Genomic DNA, 16769 nt, shown 5'->3' with positions numbered 1-16769 from the left:
CGGTGAGCATCGACGCTGTGCACAGCGGTGCGCGCGCCGGCAAGTCCGGCGCGGTCGGCACGACCACCGGAGACTCCGTCGGCACGGCTACTGCCGACTTTGCCGGCACGGCTACTGCCGACTTTGCCGGCACGGCTACTGCCGACTTTGCCGGCACGGCTACTGCCGACTTTGCCGGCACGGCTACTGCCGACTTTGCCGGCACGGCTACCGTCGACCCCATCGGTATCCCTGGCGCCGACCCCGACCCGCACCATCCCGCCGGTCCGCCGCTGCCGAGCGTCGACCCGTTCCACCGCCCGCCGCGTGGATTCGCCAAGACCCAGCCGGGCGCCATCCTGCGCACCCGCCGCGTCGAACTGGCCCTCTTCGGCCTCGTCCCCCAGCGGGTATCGGCCTGGCAGCTCCTCTACCGCAGCTGCGACCTGCACGGCGCGCCCGAGGCGGCGATCACCACGGTCCTGCTGCCCGATGACGCCGACCCCGAGGTCGAGCGCCCGCTGCTGGCCTTCCAGACCGCCATGGACGCGGTCAGCGAACGCTGCGCGCCCTCGTACGCCCTGCGCCGCGGAGCGCGCGCGATCGGCTCGGTCACCCAGTTCGAGTGGCTGCTCGTCGCGAACGCGCTGCGCCGGGGTTGGGCGGTGTCCATCGCCGACCACGAGGGCCCGCACGGCAATTTCGGCGCACCACGCGAACCCGGCTACCGCGTGCTCGACGGACTGCGCGCCGCCATCGCCTTCGCCCCGCTCGGCCTGCGCGCGGACACCCCCATCGGGGTGTGGGGCTATTCGGGCGGCGGCATGGCGAGCTCCTGGGTGGCCGAGATGGCGCCGAGTTACGCACCGGAACTGAATATCGTGGGCGCGGTGCTCGGTGCGCCGGTCGGCGATCCCGGCCAGGTCTTCGAACGTCTCAACGGCACGAGTTTCGCGGGCCTGCCCGCCATCGTCATCGCGGCGCTGCACCGGCTGTATCCGGCGCTGGGCGCGGTGATCCTCGACGAACTGAGTCCCGAAGGGCGCGAGTTCATCGAACGCGCCGAGAAGGCGAGTCCGCTCGAGGCGATCCTGTCGCTCGCGGGCAAACACGTCGACGACTTCATGACCGGAAGGCGGATCGCCGAGATCATGGCGACCCCCGAGTTCCGCGCCATGTTCGACGACCTGCGGCTCGGTCATGCCGCACCGACCTGCCCCCTGCTCGTGGTGCAGCCGATCCACGACCAGGTCATCCACATGGACGGGGTCGACGGCCAGGTGGCCCGCTACCGCGCGGGCGGCGCCAGGGTGACCTACGTGCGCGACCGGCTCAGCGAACATTTCTCCATGCTGGTGCTGGCCACGCCGATCAGCCTGACCTGGCTGGCCGACCGGCTCGAGGGCGCGGCCACCGATACCGCCGACGACGATGTGACGGTGTGGTCGGTGCTCGCCTCGCGACGCGGGCTGCGCGGACTGCTGGAGATGGCGACCACCACCGCCAAGGTGATATTGGGGCGTCCGCTGCGGCAGGAACACGCGCCGCAGCCGCCGCTCGCGCACGAACAGGCAGCTTGATGACACCGCGCGACACACGAATTCCCCCTATCGACCACGCCGAACCTCCCGACGCGGGGGTACGAGTGCCGGGCTGAACACCCGATGCTGGAGAATGGACCCCGTGAACGACGCCGCCAACCACACTGCCGACTCGGTTCCGGGCCCGCCGTCCACAGCCACGGCCCCGCTCGAAGCAGGCAGACGATCGCCGACCGGCTCCCGCCTCTACCCGCGCGTGACGAGCTTCCGCTCGCGACGCGGCGCGCTCACGCCCAACCAGCAACAGTCCTGGGACCGCATGTGGCCGAAGATCGGCCGCGAAGTGGGTGACGAACCGCTCGACGCCGCCGCCTGGTTCGGGCACGACGCGCCCCTTGTCATCGAGATCGGCTGCGGAACCGGCACGGCGACGGCCGCGATGGCGCTCGCCGAGCCGAAGGTGAACCTGATCGGCATCGAGGTGTACCAGCCGGGCCTCGCCCAACTCGTGCAGCGCATCGAACGCGAGGACATCGACAACATCCGCCTGTTGCGCGGCGACGCCGTAGACGTACTCGAGCACATGATCGCCGAAGAGTCGCTCACCGGCGTTCGGGTGTTCTTCCCCGACCCGTGGCCCAAGGCACGCCACCACAAGCGACGGCTGCTGCAACCCACAACACTCGCACTCATCGCGAGCAGGCTCAGAGCGGGCGGCGTCCTGCACGTCGCCACCGATCACGCCGGATACGCCGAACACATCGCCGAGGTCGGCGCGGGCGAACCGCAGCTGGTCGGACTGAACGAGACCACCGGCGGCGCGGGCGTCGCACCCGGCGGTGACGCGCCGATCGGATTCGATCGCCCGGTCACCAAGTTCGAGGGCAAGGCACATCGCGCCGGAAGCGCCATCACGGAGTTCATATGGGGCAAGATCAAGTGATGAGCGAGAGCAGCCTGCTACCCGCCCGCGAGGTGGCGTCATGAGTGTCGGCGAGATGGCGCACGATGTCATCGACCTCGGCGGCGGCTCGGTGCCCGACGTGCGCAGAGTGCTGCTGGTCTGGGACGCGCCCAACCTCGACATGGGCCTCGGCGCGATCCTCGGCGGCCGCCCCACCGCCGCCTACCGACCGCGCTTCGACGCGCTCGGACGCTGGCTGCTCGCCCGCACCGCCCAACTCTCGGTCGGCGGTAGCCGCATCGAAGCCGAGGCCACCGTCTTCACCAATATCGCACCGGGCACCGCCGACGTGGTGCGACCGTGGGTGGAGGCGCTGCGCAATGTCGGCTACGCGGTCTTCGCCAAACCGAAGATCGACGACGACTCCGATGTCGACTCCGACATGCTGGCCCACATCGAGTTACGCAGTCGCGGCGCGGGCCTGGCCGGCATCATGGTCGCCTCCGCCGACGGCCAGGCGTTCCGCGAACCGCTCGAATCGCTGGCCGCGCACGGAGTCCCGGTTCAGGTGCTCGGCTTCCGCGAGCACGCGAGTTGGGCCGTCACATCCGATACCCTCGAATTCATCGACCTCGAGGACATCCCCGGCGTGTTCCGTGAACCGCTGCCGCGGGTGAGCCTCGACTCGCTGCCCGACGAGGGTGCTTGGCTTCAGCCGTTCCGGCCGTTGTCGGCACTGCTCACCTCTCGCCCAGCTCAAGGAGTCGCTTAGTGTTCACACGCTGGGGCGATCTGGTCTATCGGTTGCGCTTCGCCGTCATCGGCGTGGTCGGAGCCGCACTTCTGGCGCTCGGCGGCTACGGCTTCGGGCTCGAAGACCATCTCAGCTCCAGCGGGTGGGACGACCCGACCTCGGAATCGGCGAAAGCCGCGCGCATCGCCGACGCCGCCTTCGGACGTGATCACACCAGCGACGTGATCGTGCTGTACACCGCGCCCGACGGCAAGACCATCGACGATCCCGAGTTCCGTCAGAAGGTCGTCGACAGTCTCAACTCGCTGCCGAGGGACCATCCGAACGAGATCTCGCGGGTCAACGGCGCGTACTGGCAGACCGAAACCGGGCCCGGCGTCCCGCTGACCTTCGGGTCCAAGGACAAGAAGTACAGCTTCGCCTCGCTGTCCATCGTCGGCGACAACGACACCGACATGGTGCGCAACTACCGGAAAGTAAAGGACACCTTCTACATTCCGGGTGTCGACGTGCAGGTCACCGGCCTGCAGGCGGTGTCGGGCACGCTGAACGACACCATCGCCAGCGACTCCAAACGCATGGAGATGCTGGCGATTCCGGCCGTCGCGGTGCTGCTGTTCTTCATCTTCGGCGGCGTCGTCGCGGCCGCGCTGCCGCTGATGATCGGCGGACTCACGATCATCGGCGCCAACGGCATCGTCATGTTCCTGACGAGATTCACCGAGGTGAACTCGTTCGTCGGCGGCGTCGTTTCCATGATCGGCCTCGGTCTCGCCATCGACTACGGCCTGTTCATCGTGAGCCGGTTCCGCGAAGAGGTCGCCGAAGGCTACGACACCGCGGCGGCCGTGCGGCGCACCGTGATGACGGCGGGTCGCACCGTCGTGTTCTCCGCGACCATGATCATCGCCAGCCTCGGCGGCATCCTGCTGTTCCCGCAGGGCTTCCTCAAATCGGTCGCCTTCGGCACCATCGCCACCGTCTCGCTGGCCGCGCTGACCTCCATCACCATCCTGCCCGCGGCGCTGAGCATCCTCGGCCCGCGCGTCGACGCGCTCGGCCTCAAGCGCTTCCGCAAGACCAAGACCGCCGAGGAGATCGAGAACGGCTTCTGGGGCAAGAGCACGCAGTGGGTGATGAAGCATCCGCTCAAGATCGCGGTGCCGATCTGCGTATTGCTGCTGCTGTTGATCATCCCGGTGAAGAATCTCGCCTTCGGCGGCATCAACGAGCGCTACCTGCCGCCGGACAACTCGACGCGCACCGCGCTCGAGGAGTTCTACAAGATCTTCCCGCTGAAGAAGACCGACCCGGTGCAGTTGGTCTTCGTCTCCGAAGACAGCGGCGCCGTTGGCAAACTCTGGAAAGAGGCCAGCCAAGCGCCCGGTCTCACCGGCGATTTCGAGGTGCCGAGCCGATCCAACTCCGACCAGACGGTCTACCGCACCAGTGCGACGCTGCAGGATTCGGAGAACTTCGACCCGACCATCGAGTATCTGCGCGGACTCGAGATACCCGACGGCGTCGAAATGTATGTCGGCGGACAGCCGACGATCCAGAAGGACAGCATCGACGCGCTGCTCGACCGCATGCCGCTGATGATCGCACTGGTCCTCTTCGTGACCACCGTGCTGATGTTCCTCACCTTCGGCTCGCTCGTGCTGCCCATCAAGGCCGCGCTGATGAGCGCGCTCGGCCTCGGATCCACCCTCGGCATCCTGACCTGGATATTCGTCGACGGGCACGGCGCGAAACTGCTCAACTTCACACCGCAGCCGATCATGTCGCCGGTGCTGGTGCTCATCATCGCCGTCATCTACGGCCTGTCCACCGACTACGAGGTGTTCCTGCTCTCCCGCATGGTCGAGGCGAGGGCACAGGGCGCGTCCACCACCGAGGCGGTGCGCATCGGCACCGCGCAGACCGGTCGCATCATCACCGCCGCCGCGCTCATCCTGCTCGTGGTCGTCGGCGCCTTCGCGTTCTCGGACCTGGTGATGATGCAGTACATCGCCTACGGTCTCATCGCGGCGCTGTTCATCGACGCCACCATCCTGCGCATGCTGCTCGTGCCCGCCACCATGAAACTGCTGGGCGACGACTGCTGGTGGGCGCCCGCCTGGATGCAGCGCATCCAGGAGAGGATCGGCCTCGGCGAGATCACCCTGGACGACGAGCGTCCCGGCGGCGGCGAAGTGGTCGACCTGGTGAAGACCACGCCCATCACCGATCCGGTCACCATGACGATCCCCGCCGTCGAGGGCGGCAAGCTGCGCAAGTCGCCGCGGCGGCCGCGCACCGTCGCTGAGATCGAAGCCGAGGCGCCGACGGCGCGCATCGGGTCGGTCGGGCGCGGTGCGCGCGCGGGCGGTTCGGGTGCCGCGCCGAAGCGGGCGTCCGGCGGTGAGTCCGCGCCGCGGCAGAGTCCGGCCGCGCCGCCGCGACCGGCACCGATGGCAGCGCCCGACCCGACGCGTCCGCGCGCGGTGCCGCCGAACGCGTCGGAGCCGAACGGTTCCGGTGCGCCGGAAGCGAACGGGTCGGCGCTCGACTCCGGTCGGTCCTCGTCCGAATCCTTCCGTCCCGTAGGCGATTCCGGCCTCCCGTCCTCGGCATCCGACTCGGCCGGTCGCAACAACGGCGAGTTCGGTCGCCCCGCCGCCGAGGCCGCTCCGAACTCAGGTGGTTCAGGTCGACCCGGCTTCGATTCCGTGCCTTCCACCGAAAACGGTCGGACCTCGGGCGAATACGGTCGCCCCGCCGACGAGGCCGTTCGGAACTCGAACGGTGCAGGCCGACCCGGCTTCGATCCGGACCGGTCGTCCGCGGACAACGGTCGGACTTCCAGCGAGTACAGCCGCCCCACCGACGAGATCGGGCGGAACCCGGCCGGCCCGGATCGACTCGGTTTCGATTCCGCCCGGTCGTCCGCCGACGAACGGCAGAGCCTCGGCGAGTACGGTCGGCCGGCCGAGGACGCCGGTCGAGCGCCCAGCGCAGCTCCTTGGACTCTCAGTGAATTGAGCCGAATCGCGAGCGAACAGCAGGAGGCGAACGCGCGGAACTCCGGCGAGTTCGGCGAACCAGGCCTGCGGTCCGCTGAATCTTCTTGGACCCCCGGCGATTTCGGTCGGTTCGCGAGCGATGCCGATCGGTCCGCCACGGCTCGGACTTCCGAGGAGTTCAGCCGTCCCGCGGGCGATCCCGACCAGTCCCCCTGGCAGGCAGGACAACTGTCCGGCGATTCGAATCCGCTCCCCGCCGAAGCCGCGTGGAACGCTGGAAGTTTCACCCAGGCCGGAAATTTCGATCAGACCGCGGACCAGCAGGGTCGGCGATCCGACGAATCTTCCTGGCTTTCCGGCCACCCCTTCGACGACTCGAATCCGGTGTCCGCCGAAAACGCTTGGAACGGTCGAGAATCGAACCGTCCCGCCGGCGATTCCGACCAGCTGTCCGCCGAATCCCTCTGGAATTCCGGCGAATCCGGTCGCCGCACCGGTGAAACCGATCTGCCTTTCGAGGCCACTCGGACCGATTCCGGTTGGGACAGCACCGAGGTGACGCGCGAATCCGCTCTGACTTCCGGCGAACCGGGCCTGCCGTCCTACGATTCCGGTCGGTACCCGACTCCGGATCTGCCGCCCACCGAGCCGACACCCGCCGTGCTGCGGCCCGAGAATCAGGTGCGGCCCAGCGATTTGTCGCACATACCGCCCGCGGTGTCCACCCCGCGCCAAGGCGAGGACGCGCAGATCCAGCAGGACGCACCCGGCGAGGTGGTGCCGGAGGAGAACCGCAACACCATCGAGAACTGGATGGCGGAGTTGCGGTCCTCGCGGCGGCGTGTGGCGGACAACGGCGACGAGGGCCGTCACAGCGGAGGCGACGGCCGCACGGTCAGCGTCAACGAACTTCTTCGCCGCCGCGATCACGAGTAGCGCCCGCCTCGGCGAAAGCACGCGCGTAGCGGGTGCCCGCGACCAGCAGGAGCACACCGACCACGAGGAACGCCGCCACCCGCACCAGGCCGTCGAGGGTGGCCAGGTCGAACAGGAACAGTTTGGCCAAGGCGGCGGCGGTCACCAGCAGGCCCGAACCGAGCGCCACCTTCGCGACGGCGGTCGAGCGCGCCAGATTCCGCAGTCCGTAAAACAGCGCGGCCGTCGCCGCCGCCATCCACAGGATGGTCGCGGCGCTGTGACCGACGACGAATCCGTCCGTCGCGCCCGACACCACCCCGAGCGCCACCGTCGCCGCAGTCACCGCGTACAGGCAGATCACACTCGCGACGACCCAGAGCACCGACTCCGCGGACGAGCCGGGCGACAGGCCGGGCCGCGCGCGCATCGCCCACACCGCCACCGCGACGGTCGCGAGGAGGACAGCGGCCGCGAGCACGGTCCAGATGTCGAGCCACTCCGCCGCCAGACTCGACGAGGCCAGGGTTTCCGGCGAGGCGTCGGAGAGGAACACGCTCGCGCCGTGGAATCCGAACAGCCCGCCGATGACCAGGGCCACCGGGCTGCGCCGCTGACCCGCGACCGCGAGATATCCGATCGCCACCAGCAGCAGCGCGATGGGCAGGGTCCGCGCGTCGGTCACCCCGAAGCACGCCTCGACCAGTGCCAGCGAGCTCGCGGCGGCGGCGACCGTCGCGGTGTGCGCCGGAATCCCCACCAGCGCACGCAGTTTCGGGACCAGGTACTGCGCGCCGACGGCAAGCAGCACGGCAGCGGTGCCGCCCGCGATCACCGTCGCGCCGACCCGGTCGAGCACCGAGGGCACCACGAGCAGCGGCACCGTGGACAAGGCGAACGCCACCGTCGCGGTCACATCGGAAGCGCGGCGGCGCACCACGAGCACCGTGCCGACCAGGCCGATCACGCCGATGGCGACGGCGGCGATCAGCAAGTCGCGCACCGCATCACCTTCGGGGCTGTCGATTGCCGCGATCAGGGTGACGGCGATCGCGGCCAGCACCGCGGGCAACGTGCGCACGATGTGCAGCGCAGGCCAGTCGCGCACCAATTGAACTGGTGCACAGGCGAGTTGGAGCACAATCAGGAACCCGAGCAACAGCAGTCCGGAACCGACCACCGGTGACAGTGCGGCCGCGCCCGCCACCACGAGCACCGCCAACGGCTGCGACTGCCACCGCATCGCCAGCGCGACGCCGCAGGCCGCGACCCCGAGCGCCACCGCGAGCCCGAGCGCGGGATACAGCCAGTCGTAGATCGCGGTCACCGCGATCACATCCAGATACGCGCCCGCGAATCCGGTGGCCGCCAATGCGATCGCCCCGACCCGACCGCCGCTGCGTCCGAATATTCGCAGCCCCGCGCCGATCAACGCCACCGAGAACACCGCGCCCGCCGCCACTCTCGGCACCGGCCCGAAGAACCCGGCCTGCGCCGCGAGCACCAGCAACATCACGACACCGATGAGCGTCACCCCGACACCCGCCACCGCGAGCACCCGACTGATCACTCCTTCCCGCTGCCACCACGGCGTCCGCGCGACCACCGGCCGCCGAGGCGGCACCGGCGGCGCCCACCCCGGCGCGGGCGCCCCCCACCGAGGCGGCGCCTGTCCGCCCCCATACGGCGGCACCGGCCCACCCTGCGGAAACGGCACACCCGGCCGCATCGGCCCCGCCCCGGCCGCCACACCCGGCCACCCCGATGCCTGCGGCACTCCAGGCGCAGGCGCACCTTGGACAGAAATCCCCGGTGCCGGAACGCCCTGCGCGGGTATACCTTGCACCAAAACTCCCGGTGCGGGCACACCTTGCACCGGAACACCTTGCGCGGGCACACCTCGCCCCAAAACTCCCGGTGCGGGCACACCTTGCCCCGAAGCTCCCGTCACCAGCGCACCCTGTACAGGAACCCCCACCTCCGGCCTTCCCTGCACCGGAGCCCCCGACGTCGGCACGCCCATTCCGGGGACTCCCGCCGATCCTGGCGCTGCCCAAGGACTTACCGGCATGGACGGCCCGCCGGGCACCGGCGTCGCAGGCGGGAATCCACTCGACGACGGCGCAGCGGGGACCGGCGAACCGGCCGATGTTCCCGCCTTGCGCGGCGAACCATGCTGCGCCACCGAGGTTTCCGGATACCCGATTCCGGAGTCCGGCGCAGTTCCGTGCGGATCTGCCGAGCGTCGACCGGTTGTCTCGGACGAAGAGCTCGACACTGCAACAGAATCCAGTTCTCCGCTACCGGCAACGGAATCCTTCTCGGCCGGAGAGCTTCCGATGTCGGCGGCCCCGTCCCCGCCTCGATCCGCCGACTTCGTCTCGACGCCACCGGATGTCGCCGGGAGCGTGCTCGGTGCGATCGGGACGCCGAGGGGATTCGTCGCGGCACCGGATGGTCGGGGTGCGGTCGGGTCGAGGTCGGCGAGGAGTTGGACGCGCAGGAGGTCGAGGTCGTGGCCGAGGACGCCCATCCGGGTGCCGAGGGCGGTGAACTCACCCGAGAGCCGTGTGATCAGCGCCGGGTCGATGGAGGTCGTCATAGAACCATCGTCGGTGCGCGGGCGTCGCCGAACATGAGTAGAAACACCCGCCGCGCCGTCGAGAACTACCCGACCGACCCCCACCCGCGCACACGAGTGGGGGCCGGACTCGCCAGTTGGCCTACTGCGCGGGCGCCCGGACGCCGGTCACCTGGTGGACGGCGCCGATGACGGCCGAGCGCGGCGGCATGCGGAGCACGCCGGGCGCGGGTTCGCCCGCCCAGTGCCAGCCGAGCGGTGAATCGGTGGTGGGCAACAGGACTTGACGGCCGCCGGGCGTCACGGTGACCTGATGTCCGGCGAGGTAGCGCCGGACCGCGACCTCGACCGTCGTGGCCGGGCTCGGCGGCGCGACCAGGAAGGTCCAGGTGCGTTCGCCTGGATCGGCGATCACGGGGGCGGTGTAGCTGCGGTCGAGCGTGCCGAGGATCTTGCGGCCCAGTTCCGGGGGCATGACGACGGCGCCGAGGATGGAGCCGGTGACGATCATCGGACGACCGGCGAGCAGTTGCACCGGCAGCCCGTATCGATGTCGCAGCAGATGCGCGATGTCGTGTGGAGTGCGACAGTCTTCGAACATTCTTCTCACCCCTCGCCACGAACGCCGGCCCGAACAATGCTGGTGATCTGCGGTGGTAGTAGCAAGTTCCGCGGTCCGTCGGCGCCACGGGTCGCGTGTGCCTGTCGATCGGATTGTGCCCCCTGGCCGTTCGCGCGATCGGCGCGAGAAGCCCGCACGGTGGTGTTCGACATGATTGTCATATCCGCCGCCCTTTGCATTCTCAAATTTGCAGAAAGGCAACGGTATTCCAACTGAGACCGAACCGGTCGTACGTAATGTCCCACCAGGGGGTGACCTGGATCGCTTAGCGTCGTATCCTGAAACCTGGATTTAACAAAGGACTCGGGACCATGGACGATACGTCGATCGGGGTGCGGATCCGGCGCTTCCGTGGCAAAGCGCTCACGCAGCGCCAACTTGCCGATCAAGCGGGAGTCAGTGTCGATCTCGTACGCAAGCTCGAGCAGGGCGGACGCCAGACGGCGTCCATAGCGAGCCTCCAGAAGATCGCGCGCGCATTGGATGTCGACATCTCCGATCTGATCGGAAAGCGACACGGGATACCTTCGGGCAATCCCGACGAAGGCATCGTCGCGATTCGCCGCGCGCTCACCAGCGTCGACGATCTGCTCGGCGAACTTCCCGAGGAACAGGCCGTGAGCCTGGACGAGGGCGGCCGCTCGGTGGACTACGCGTGGGGCGCCTACTGGGCGGGCCGCTACGAATTGCTCACCACCATCCTGCCTTCCGGACTCACGCAGTTGCGCGCCACCGTGCACGCCGCGCGCAACGGATCGGTCGCCCCGGCCAACGAGCTGCTCGCCAGGATGTACTGGGTGACCGGCTGCACACTGGTGCATCTCGGCCAGACCGATCCGGCTTTCCTCGCGATCCGCCAGGCTCTCGGCGCCGCCGAACACGGCAACGATCCCCTGCTGCTCGCCACAATTCGCGGCTCGGTCGCGTGGCAGCTGCTCGTGCAGGGCCGCTACGACGAATCCCGCAAGGTCGCTTTACGCGCGGCCTCGAATCTCGAACCGTCCGGTGACGAAAGTCAGGCGCACCTCTCGGCCTACGGCTCGCTGGTCCTGCAGGGGGCTACGGCGGCGGGTCGCGCGCAGGATGTGCCGGAGGCGTTGTCGCTGCTCGAGACGGCGGGTGAGGTCGCGCTGCGCATCGGCGTCGACCGGCAGGACTACGAGACCTACTTCGGTCCTTCACAGGTCGTGATGCAGACCGTGGACGTGAACGTGTCCTCCGAGCGCTATCCCGAGGCACTCGCGGCGGCCAAGGAGATGCCGATGAACATCGGCCTGCCGCAGTCCTCGCGGGCCAGGCACCTGGCCGACACGGCGGTCGCCTGGGCGCGCACCGGTCAATACCAGCGCGCGCTCGACGCCCTGCTCAACGCCGAACGGGTCGGCGGCAAGGACTGGATGAAGTATCAGACCCTGCCTCGCCACGTGGTCTCCGAACTGCTCGACCACGACCGCCGAGTCCCCCTGCGCGCGTTCGCCCGCCGCATCGGGGTCAACGACTGAATCGCGCACGGCCGGCCTTCTACTGCCACGCGAGCATCGAAGACCGAAGCACGCAGGTGGGACCTTCCGCCGCCGCGCGGGCGTAGAAAACCGAGCAGGCGCCGACGCAGCCCGCCGCAGGCATAGATGGCCGAACCACGCACTCGCAGAGACCCTTCGAACTCGCCACCCGCATCGCGAATCGTCAGGTGGGCCGCGGGCATCAGGCGACGGCGTGAGTCAGCGGATCGTGAGTCAGCGGATACTGCGCGGCAGCGCCCTGACTGCCGCACGCCAGCCGATCAGGAACAGCGCGAGCGCCACCGCGGCGACCACGACGAAGCTTGCCGCGACCCCCTGTCCGCTCAGCGCCCGCAACACCATGCCGATCGCGAGCGTGGACGCCCATACCAGCACACCGGTTGGCCATACTCGCATGGGGTTGAATCCGTCGTCGCGACGGGGCCCACGCCGACAGGCGAGGGCGTAGGCCGCCGCCCACCCGACGACCAGGCCGACGGCAAACGGCCACACCGTCTTGGGCAGGCCGGCGAATATCGCCTCGTCGTGCGTGCTCCGACCGATCACCGCGAACAGGATGACCAGCGCCAGATCGACCGCGTACGGGGCTATTCTCTGCACGCGACCAGCGTAATCGGATCCGCCGCGCAGCCTCCGCGCCGCCACGGTGTCGCGCGCCACCACGTTTCGGCGCCCACGTCACTCGCGTTTCCGACGCCACAGGCAGTACGACGAACCCTGCGACCGGTGAACCCGGTGATCCGGTGACAAGGCGACCCAACGCCCTGGTGACACGGGCAGTGTCATCTCACGTGCAGCACCACGCGGCGCGCCGGCGGCCACGCGACCTCAGATGCGGCGCTGCTCGAATTCCTTCTCGTATTCGGCGTCGTCGGCCTGCGGTGTGCGGAACAGGAACGCGAAGACGATCCAGCCCACGATCGCGACCATGATGAAACTCACCAGGCGGTAGACGAAGGCCACCGCGACGGCCTGGGCCGCGGGCAGCCCGGCGGCGGCGGTGAGACCGTAGATGAGGGTCGCGTCGACGTAGACGATGCCGCCGGGCGCGAAGGGAATCGAGCCGACCGCCTTGCCCGCCGCGAAAGCCAACAGCAGACCGGACAGTTTGGGGTCGGCGCCGACCGCGTAGCAGGACGCACCGAGGCACGCCACGTCGCTGAACCTGTGCACCAGCGCCCAGAATCCGACCAGCACCCCGTCCCGTTTGCCCAGATCGACCGACTCGAGTTGGCTCAGGACGTCGGCGACCTTGTCCATGCCGCGATCGGCGGGCCGCTTCCGTATCCGATTGACCATGGCGACCGTGCGCCGCAGCACCGACTCCAGCGATCCCGGATTACGGGAGATGTAGTTGCCCGCCCAGATCAACGCGGCCACCCCGGCCAGCGTCAGCACGAGTTTGAACGGCCCGACCCGATTGCCGACCAGTAGCGCGCCGCCGACACCGAGTAGCGCGAGCCCGGCGGTCGCGATGACTCCGGAAATCACCAACTGCCAGGAGGCCACGATCGGACTCGCACCCCAACGCCGGGTCTGGCGATAGGTGAACGCGGTGGAAAATACCTGTCCGGCGGGCAAAGTCACCGACATGGCCGTCGCGCCGTAGACCACGGCGACCGACTTGCGCTGCGTCACATCGACGCCGCCCGCGTGCAGCAGCTGTTTCTGCACCCGGCCGAACCCGCTCATCGACAACGCTTGCAGCCAGATAGCCAACGCGAGCCAACCCCAGTGGATCTCGGTCAGCTTCTGCCAGGATTCGTGCAGGCTCGGCCACAGATAGAAGCCCTCGCCGACGAGCAACGCGACCAGGGCCACCCCGAGAACCCATTTGACCCACCGAAAACGGCGCCGGGCGGGCGGTTTCGGTGTCGACCCGCCTTTCGCGTCACTCTCGGCCGTCACGCCGTCACCCTAACGAACCGATCGATTCGCTGTCTGCATCCTCGTGCCGCTCCCCACCGTCCTTCGGCCACGCCAACCGCGTCTTCCGACGGCGGCCGCGCAGTTGTACCTCGTCGCCGGATATCCACAATTGTTGCTCGCTCTCGTCGGCGAAGTACAGCGCGCTCCCCGACGCGAGTACTCGTCCCGGCTGGTCCTTGGCCAGTTCGGTGAGGCGGGACGCTTCGTTGACCGGGTCACCGATCACCGTGTATTCGAACCGGTTCGCCGCGCCGATATTCCCGGCGACCGCGAGACCGGCCGATACGCCGATACCGATATCGAGTCCCGGCACCTCGCGCAGGGCCTCGCGCAGTTCCCTTGCGGCGGCCAGCGCCGCGGTCGGCGCGTCGGGCCGGTCCAGCGGCGCGCCGAAGATGGCGAGCGCCGCGTCGCCGACGAATTTGTTGACGAAGCCGTGGTGGCGGTCGATGACGTCGACCACGATCCGGAAGAACTCGTTGAGCAGGCCGACCACCTCGGTGGGCGGGCGTTCGGCGGCGGCGGCCGTCGATCCGACCATGTCGACGAACAGGACCGCGACGAACCTGGTCTCGCCGCCGAGTTCGGTGCCGTAGTCGAGGGCGCGCTGCGCGACTTCCTCACCGACGTGCTGACCGAACAGTTCCTGCAATTGCCTGCGCTTGGCGGCTTCTTCCATCATGCGGTTGAACCCGACCTGCAGCAGTCCGATCTCGCTGCCGTCGAAGACCTCGACCTGCACGTCGCGCGCACCGCCCTGGACCCGGTCGATGGCCTGGCTGAGCTGGCGGATCGGGTCGGAGATGCTCGACCCGGTGAGCATGGACAGCGCGAGCGCCTGCATGATCACCACGCCGGAGAGCAACAGGATCGACACCGCCAGCGACTGCGCCGAGAACTTCACATCCGAAGTGATCTGTGTCACGCACAGCAGGACGATCGCGATGGTCGGCGCGAAGGTGCCCATCCCCCAGGTCATGCCCATGCGGGTGCCGACACCCGGGGTCAGCGTGTGATCGAAGGTGCCCGCGGTCAACGCCTCGGCGGCCACCGGACGCAGGATGCGTTCACCGAGCATGTAGGTGAACCCGAACACGATCGTCGCCGCCATGCACTCGGTGACGATCACCGCGCCCGCGAGCTCCGGCGTATTCGAGATGATCAACGCCGCCAGCACCGCGCCGCCGACCAACCACAGCACCAGATGCACGATCGACTGCCGCAACGGCGCATGCAACGCCGCCATCTGCTCCTGCCGACTCGGCGGCCCACCCCGCATCTGCCACCGCATCACCGGCCGCAACATCAGCGCCGACGCCGCGAGACTCAACAGCCCGCCGGTGATGAACACCAGCGCGGGCACGAACAGCCCGACGCTGCGCGACCCGGCCGCCTCCCCTTCCGGAATCGGCAGCCCATACTGGATGAACGCCCACACCAGCACCGCACCGAAGGCATTGGCCAACAGCATCGATGTCAAGTACAGCGGCCAGCGCGTTCGCATGGTCTGTTTGACCGCTTCCAGGGGCGCCGACACAGACATCAATTTAGCGTTCCGCTCATACGGGCACGGTGTGGGCGCTAGTCAGCCCCGCCCGAGCGCACGGATACGACATGCACGGCGATCAGGTCGGCCGCTAAGAGCGATCAGAGCCAGGATTCACCCCCAGGACCGCATGGATGCCGACATTCCAGCGCCTGAAGCCCAGGGAAGCCCCGTTTAGAACCCTGCCTACTTCAGTTCGAATGCGGCATGGATGGCGTCAGTCAGGTATTGCTCCTGCCCTGGGTGCAGATAACCGACGCGGCGGCCGAGAGCGCCTGCGGGCATCGTGGTGACCTTGTCCAGCAACGCCACGCAGTCATGATCCAGCCCATTGCCGGAGTCGAGCCGAACCTCGGTGGGTATGCCACGAATGGTGCTTGTGATCGGCGCGACGGTAACCGTGTTCAGTACCGGTCGGGCGACCTCACGCGTCAGCACCAGCACCGGCCTCGGTTTGGCGCCCAACTCGGCGATGTGGATCGGCCTCACTCATCACCCCACACGGACTTGCCTGCGGCGGACAGGAATTCGTCCAGGTCTTCGTCCGCACCGTCGGGGATGTTGGCATACCCGGCGACGATGGCTTCCCCGATGGCTCGTTCGCGGTAGTGCTCGAGGGCAGCGGCGACCAGAGCAGCACGGCTAGCGCAATGCTGGGCTGCTACCTCGGCATCCACGAAATCGACCAGCTCATCGGGCAGGCGGATGGTGATCTGCTTGCTCATACCGCAAAGCATACCAACATCGGTATGCATCTGGGTTGACACTCGGGGCGCTGAGCCAGGGAGACGCTCGATGGCTTACATTTCGGCCGCGAAACTCGGCGAGAATGCAAGTGAACCTGCCATAGACTTGCATAGTGCGCGCTGAAATGTTTGTGAACAGCCCTTCGGGTGTTCTTGTTCCGATCAACGGGATGGACTCGCGATGGGGTGCGTGGTCGCATATGGCTTTCGTGCCGGAGCCGCTTCCCGTGGTCACCCCCGGGCTGACCGTACCGACGTTCAATGCCGTCGCCAACGCGCGGGCCGCACTCGCAGCGCTCGACGCTTCAGCACGTCGACTGCCCAATCCGGCGCTGCTTCGACAGTCGACACTGCGGCAAGAGGCGCAGAGCACCTCGGCGCTGGAAGGAACCTTCGCGCCGGGGTGAGCTGAAGGCCATGGTGCGTGCGGCGGGGCTCCGCGCGGAGAACGCGATGCGGTTGGTCGACTATGCGCTCGCGCAGCCGATATTCGGTGTCCGCAATGTCGAGCGGCACCTGAAGGTGACCTACTCCAGGGCGAACGCACTCGTCGGGCAACTCGTCGAGGCAGGTGTCGTTCGGCGATACGACGACAGCTCCTACGGTCGGCGCTTCACCGCGCCCGACGTGCTCGCCGTCCTGCTGCGCTGAGGGTTCGGTCGGCCGGTGGACGAGCGGCGGCCGGGTGGCAACGGTTGTCGGGGCGCGGGGTCGGGGGTGGCGG

At 68.4% G+C, this 16769-nt stretch carries 14 protein-coding genes; 7 read left to right on the top strand and 7 right to left on the bottom strand.

The features are described from left to right. Nucleotides 1-2: 2 nt before the first annotated feature. The 4 genes from IT779_RS20675 to IT779_RS38830 all read left to right on the top strand — a co-directional run bounded on the left by IT779_RS20675 (nucleotide 3) and on the right by IT779_RS38830 (nucleotide 7119). On the top strand, nucleotides 3-1559 hold the full coding sequence (locus tag IT779_RS20675) for a lipase family protein (RefSeq protein ID WP_332838889.1): 1557 nt from the start codon (nucleotides 3-5) through the stop codon (nucleotides 1557-1559). A gap of 94 nt (nucleotides 1560-1653) precedes the next feature. Then, nucleotides 1654-2463 carry a tRNA (guanosine(46)-N7)-methyltransferase TrmB gene (gene trmB, locus IT779_RS20670; RefSeq protein ID WP_196151010.1) on the top strand — a complete coding sequence of 270 codons (810 nt, stop codon included), beginning with the start codon at nucleotides 1654-1656 and terminating at the stop codon, nucleotides 2461-2463. 55 nt (nucleotides 2464-2518) lie between these two features. Next, entirely contained in the window at nucleotides 2519-3196 is a 678-nt protein-coding gene (locus tag IT779_RS20665; RefSeq protein ID WP_232541950.1) for an NYN domain-containing protein, read from the top strand. After that, nucleotides 3196-7119 carry an MMPL family transporter gene (locus IT779_RS38830; RefSeq protein WP_332838888.1) on the top strand — a complete coding sequence of 1308 codons (3924 nt, stop codon included), beginning with the start codon at nucleotides 3196-3198 and terminating at the stop codon, nucleotides 7117-7119. The genes IT779_RS20665 and IT779_RS38830 overlap by 1 nt, the downstream gene beginning before the upstream one ends. On the opposite strand, the gene IT779_RS20655 is transcribed toward IT779_RS38830, so the two are convergent. Next, nucleotides 7085-8791: a DUF2339 domain-containing protein gene (locus IT779_RS20655; protein ID WP_332838887.1), complete on the bottom strand. Its 1707-nt coding sequence runs from the start codon at nucleotides 8789-8791 to the stop codon at nucleotides 7085-7087. The two genes, IT779_RS38830 and IT779_RS20655, sit on opposite strands and share 35 nt — an antisense overlap. A gap of 1030 nt (nucleotides 8792-9821) precedes the next feature. Next, on the bottom strand, nucleotides 9822-10280 hold the full coding sequence (locus IT779_RS20650) for a hypothetical protein (protein ID WP_196151008.1): 459 nt from the start codon (nucleotides 10278-10280) through the stop codon (nucleotides 9822-9824). Between the two features lie 332 nt (nucleotides 10281-10612). Between IT779_RS20650 and IT779_RS20645 the strand changes: the two genes are divergently transcribed. Then, nucleotides 10613-11803 (top strand): helix-turn-helix domain-containing protein, encoded by a 1191-nt coding sequence (locus IT779_RS20645; RefSeq protein ID WP_196151007.1) that lies wholly within the window; start codon nucleotides 10613-10615, stop codon nucleotides 11801-11803. Between the two features lie 234 nt (nucleotides 11804-12037). On the opposite strand, the gene IT779_RS20640 is transcribed toward IT779_RS20645, so the two are convergent. The 5 genes from IT779_RS20640 to IT779_RS20620 all read right to left on the bottom strand — a co-directional run bounded on the left by IT779_RS20640 (nucleotide 12038) and on the right by IT779_RS20620 (nucleotide 16024). Further along, nucleotides 12038-12424, bottom strand: coding sequence for a DUF3054 domain-containing protein (locus tag IT779_RS20640; protein ID WP_196151006.1), 387 nt, complete (start codon nucleotides 12422-12424; stop codon nucleotides 12038-12040). A gap of 228 nt (nucleotides 12425-12652) precedes the next feature. Further along, nucleotides 12653-13732, bottom strand: a complete 1080-nt coding sequence (locus tag IT779_RS20635) for a lysylphosphatidylglycerol synthase transmembrane domain-containing protein (protein ID WP_196151005.1) — start codon at nucleotides 13730-13732, stop codon at nucleotides 12653-12655. Nucleotides 13733-13736: 4 nt separating this feature from the next. Next, nucleotides 13737-15296 carry an adenylate/guanylate cyclase domain-containing protein gene (locus IT779_RS20630; RefSeq protein WP_232541922.1) on the bottom strand — a complete coding sequence of 520 codons (1560 nt, stop codon included), beginning with the start codon at nucleotides 15294-15296 and terminating at the stop codon, nucleotides 13737-13739. A 189-nt stretch (nucleotides 15297-15485) separates the two neighbouring features. Next, nucleotides 15486-15788: a type II toxin-antitoxin system PemK/MazF family toxin gene (locus tag IT779_RS20625; protein WP_196151004.1), complete on the bottom strand. Its 303-nt coding sequence runs from the start codon at nucleotides 15786-15788 to the stop codon at nucleotides 15486-15488. Then, nucleotides 15785-16024, bottom strand: a complete 240-nt coding sequence (locus IT779_RS20620; RefSeq protein ID WP_196151003.1) for a YlcI/YnfO family protein — start codon at nucleotides 16022-16024, stop codon at nucleotides 15785-15787. Before IT779_RS20620 ends, IT779_RS20625 begins: the two co-directional genes overlap by 4 nt. A gap of 221 nt (nucleotides 16025-16245) precedes the next feature. Here IT779_RS20620 and IT779_RS20615 point away from each other — a divergent pair, with 221 nt between their 5' ends. Beyond that, nucleotides 16246-16452 (top strand): Fic/DOC family N-terminal domain-containing protein, encoded by a 207-nt coding sequence (locus IT779_RS20615; protein WP_232541921.1) that lies wholly within the window; start codon nucleotides 16246-16248, stop codon nucleotides 16450-16452. 46 nt (nucleotides 16453-16498) lie between these two features. Beyond that, on the top strand, nucleotides 16499-16696 hold the full coding sequence (locus IT779_RS20610) for a hypothetical protein (protein WP_196151001.1): 198 nt from the start codon (nucleotides 16499-16501) through the stop codon (nucleotides 16694-16696). The last annotated feature ends 73 nt before the right edge of the window (nucleotides 16697-16769 follow it).

Origin of the sequence: Nocardia bovistercoris (genome assembly GCF_015674855.1) — a bacterium.
Lineage (GTDB): Bacteria > Actinomycetota > Actinomycetes > Mycobacteriales > Mycobacteriaceae > Nocardia > Nocardia bovistercoris.
This window is presented reverse-complemented; position numbering and strand designations above follow the sequence as displayed.

Excerpts from the sequence above, each read along its gene's own strand:
- IT779_RS20610 (WP_196151001.1), top strand. The coding sequence starts at position 16,499 with ATGCGGTTGGTCGACTATGCGCTCGCGCAGCCGATATTCGGTGTCCGC.
- IT779_RS20620 (WP_196151003.1), bottom strand. The coding sequence starts at position 16,024 with ATGAGCAAGCAGATCACCATCCGCCTGCCCGATGAGCTGGTCGATTTC.
- IT779_RS20645 (WP_196151007.1), top strand. The coding sequence starts at position 10,613 with ATGGACGATACGTCGATCGGGGTGCGGATCCGGCGCTTCCGTGGCAAA.
- IT779_RS20615 (WP_232541921.1), top strand. The coding sequence starts at position 16,246 with ATGGCTTTCGTGCCGGAGCCGCTTCCCGTGGTCACCCCCGGGCTGACC.
- IT779_RS20665 (WP_232541950.1), top strand. The coding sequence starts at position 2,519 with ATGGCGCACGATGTCATCGACCTCGGCGGCGGCTCGGTGCCCGACGTG.
- IT779_RS20650 (WP_196151008.1), bottom strand. The coding sequence starts at position 10,280 with ATGTTCGAAGACTGTCGCACTCCACACGACATCGCGCATCTGCTGCGA.
- IT779_RS20630 (WP_232541922.1), bottom strand. The coding sequence starts at position 15,296 with ATGTCTGTGTCGGCGCCCCTGGAAGCGGTCAAACAGACCATGCGAACG.
- trmB (WP_196151010.1), top strand. The coding sequence starts at position 1,654 with ATGGACCCCGTGAACGACGCCGCCAACCACACTGCCGACTCGGTTCCG.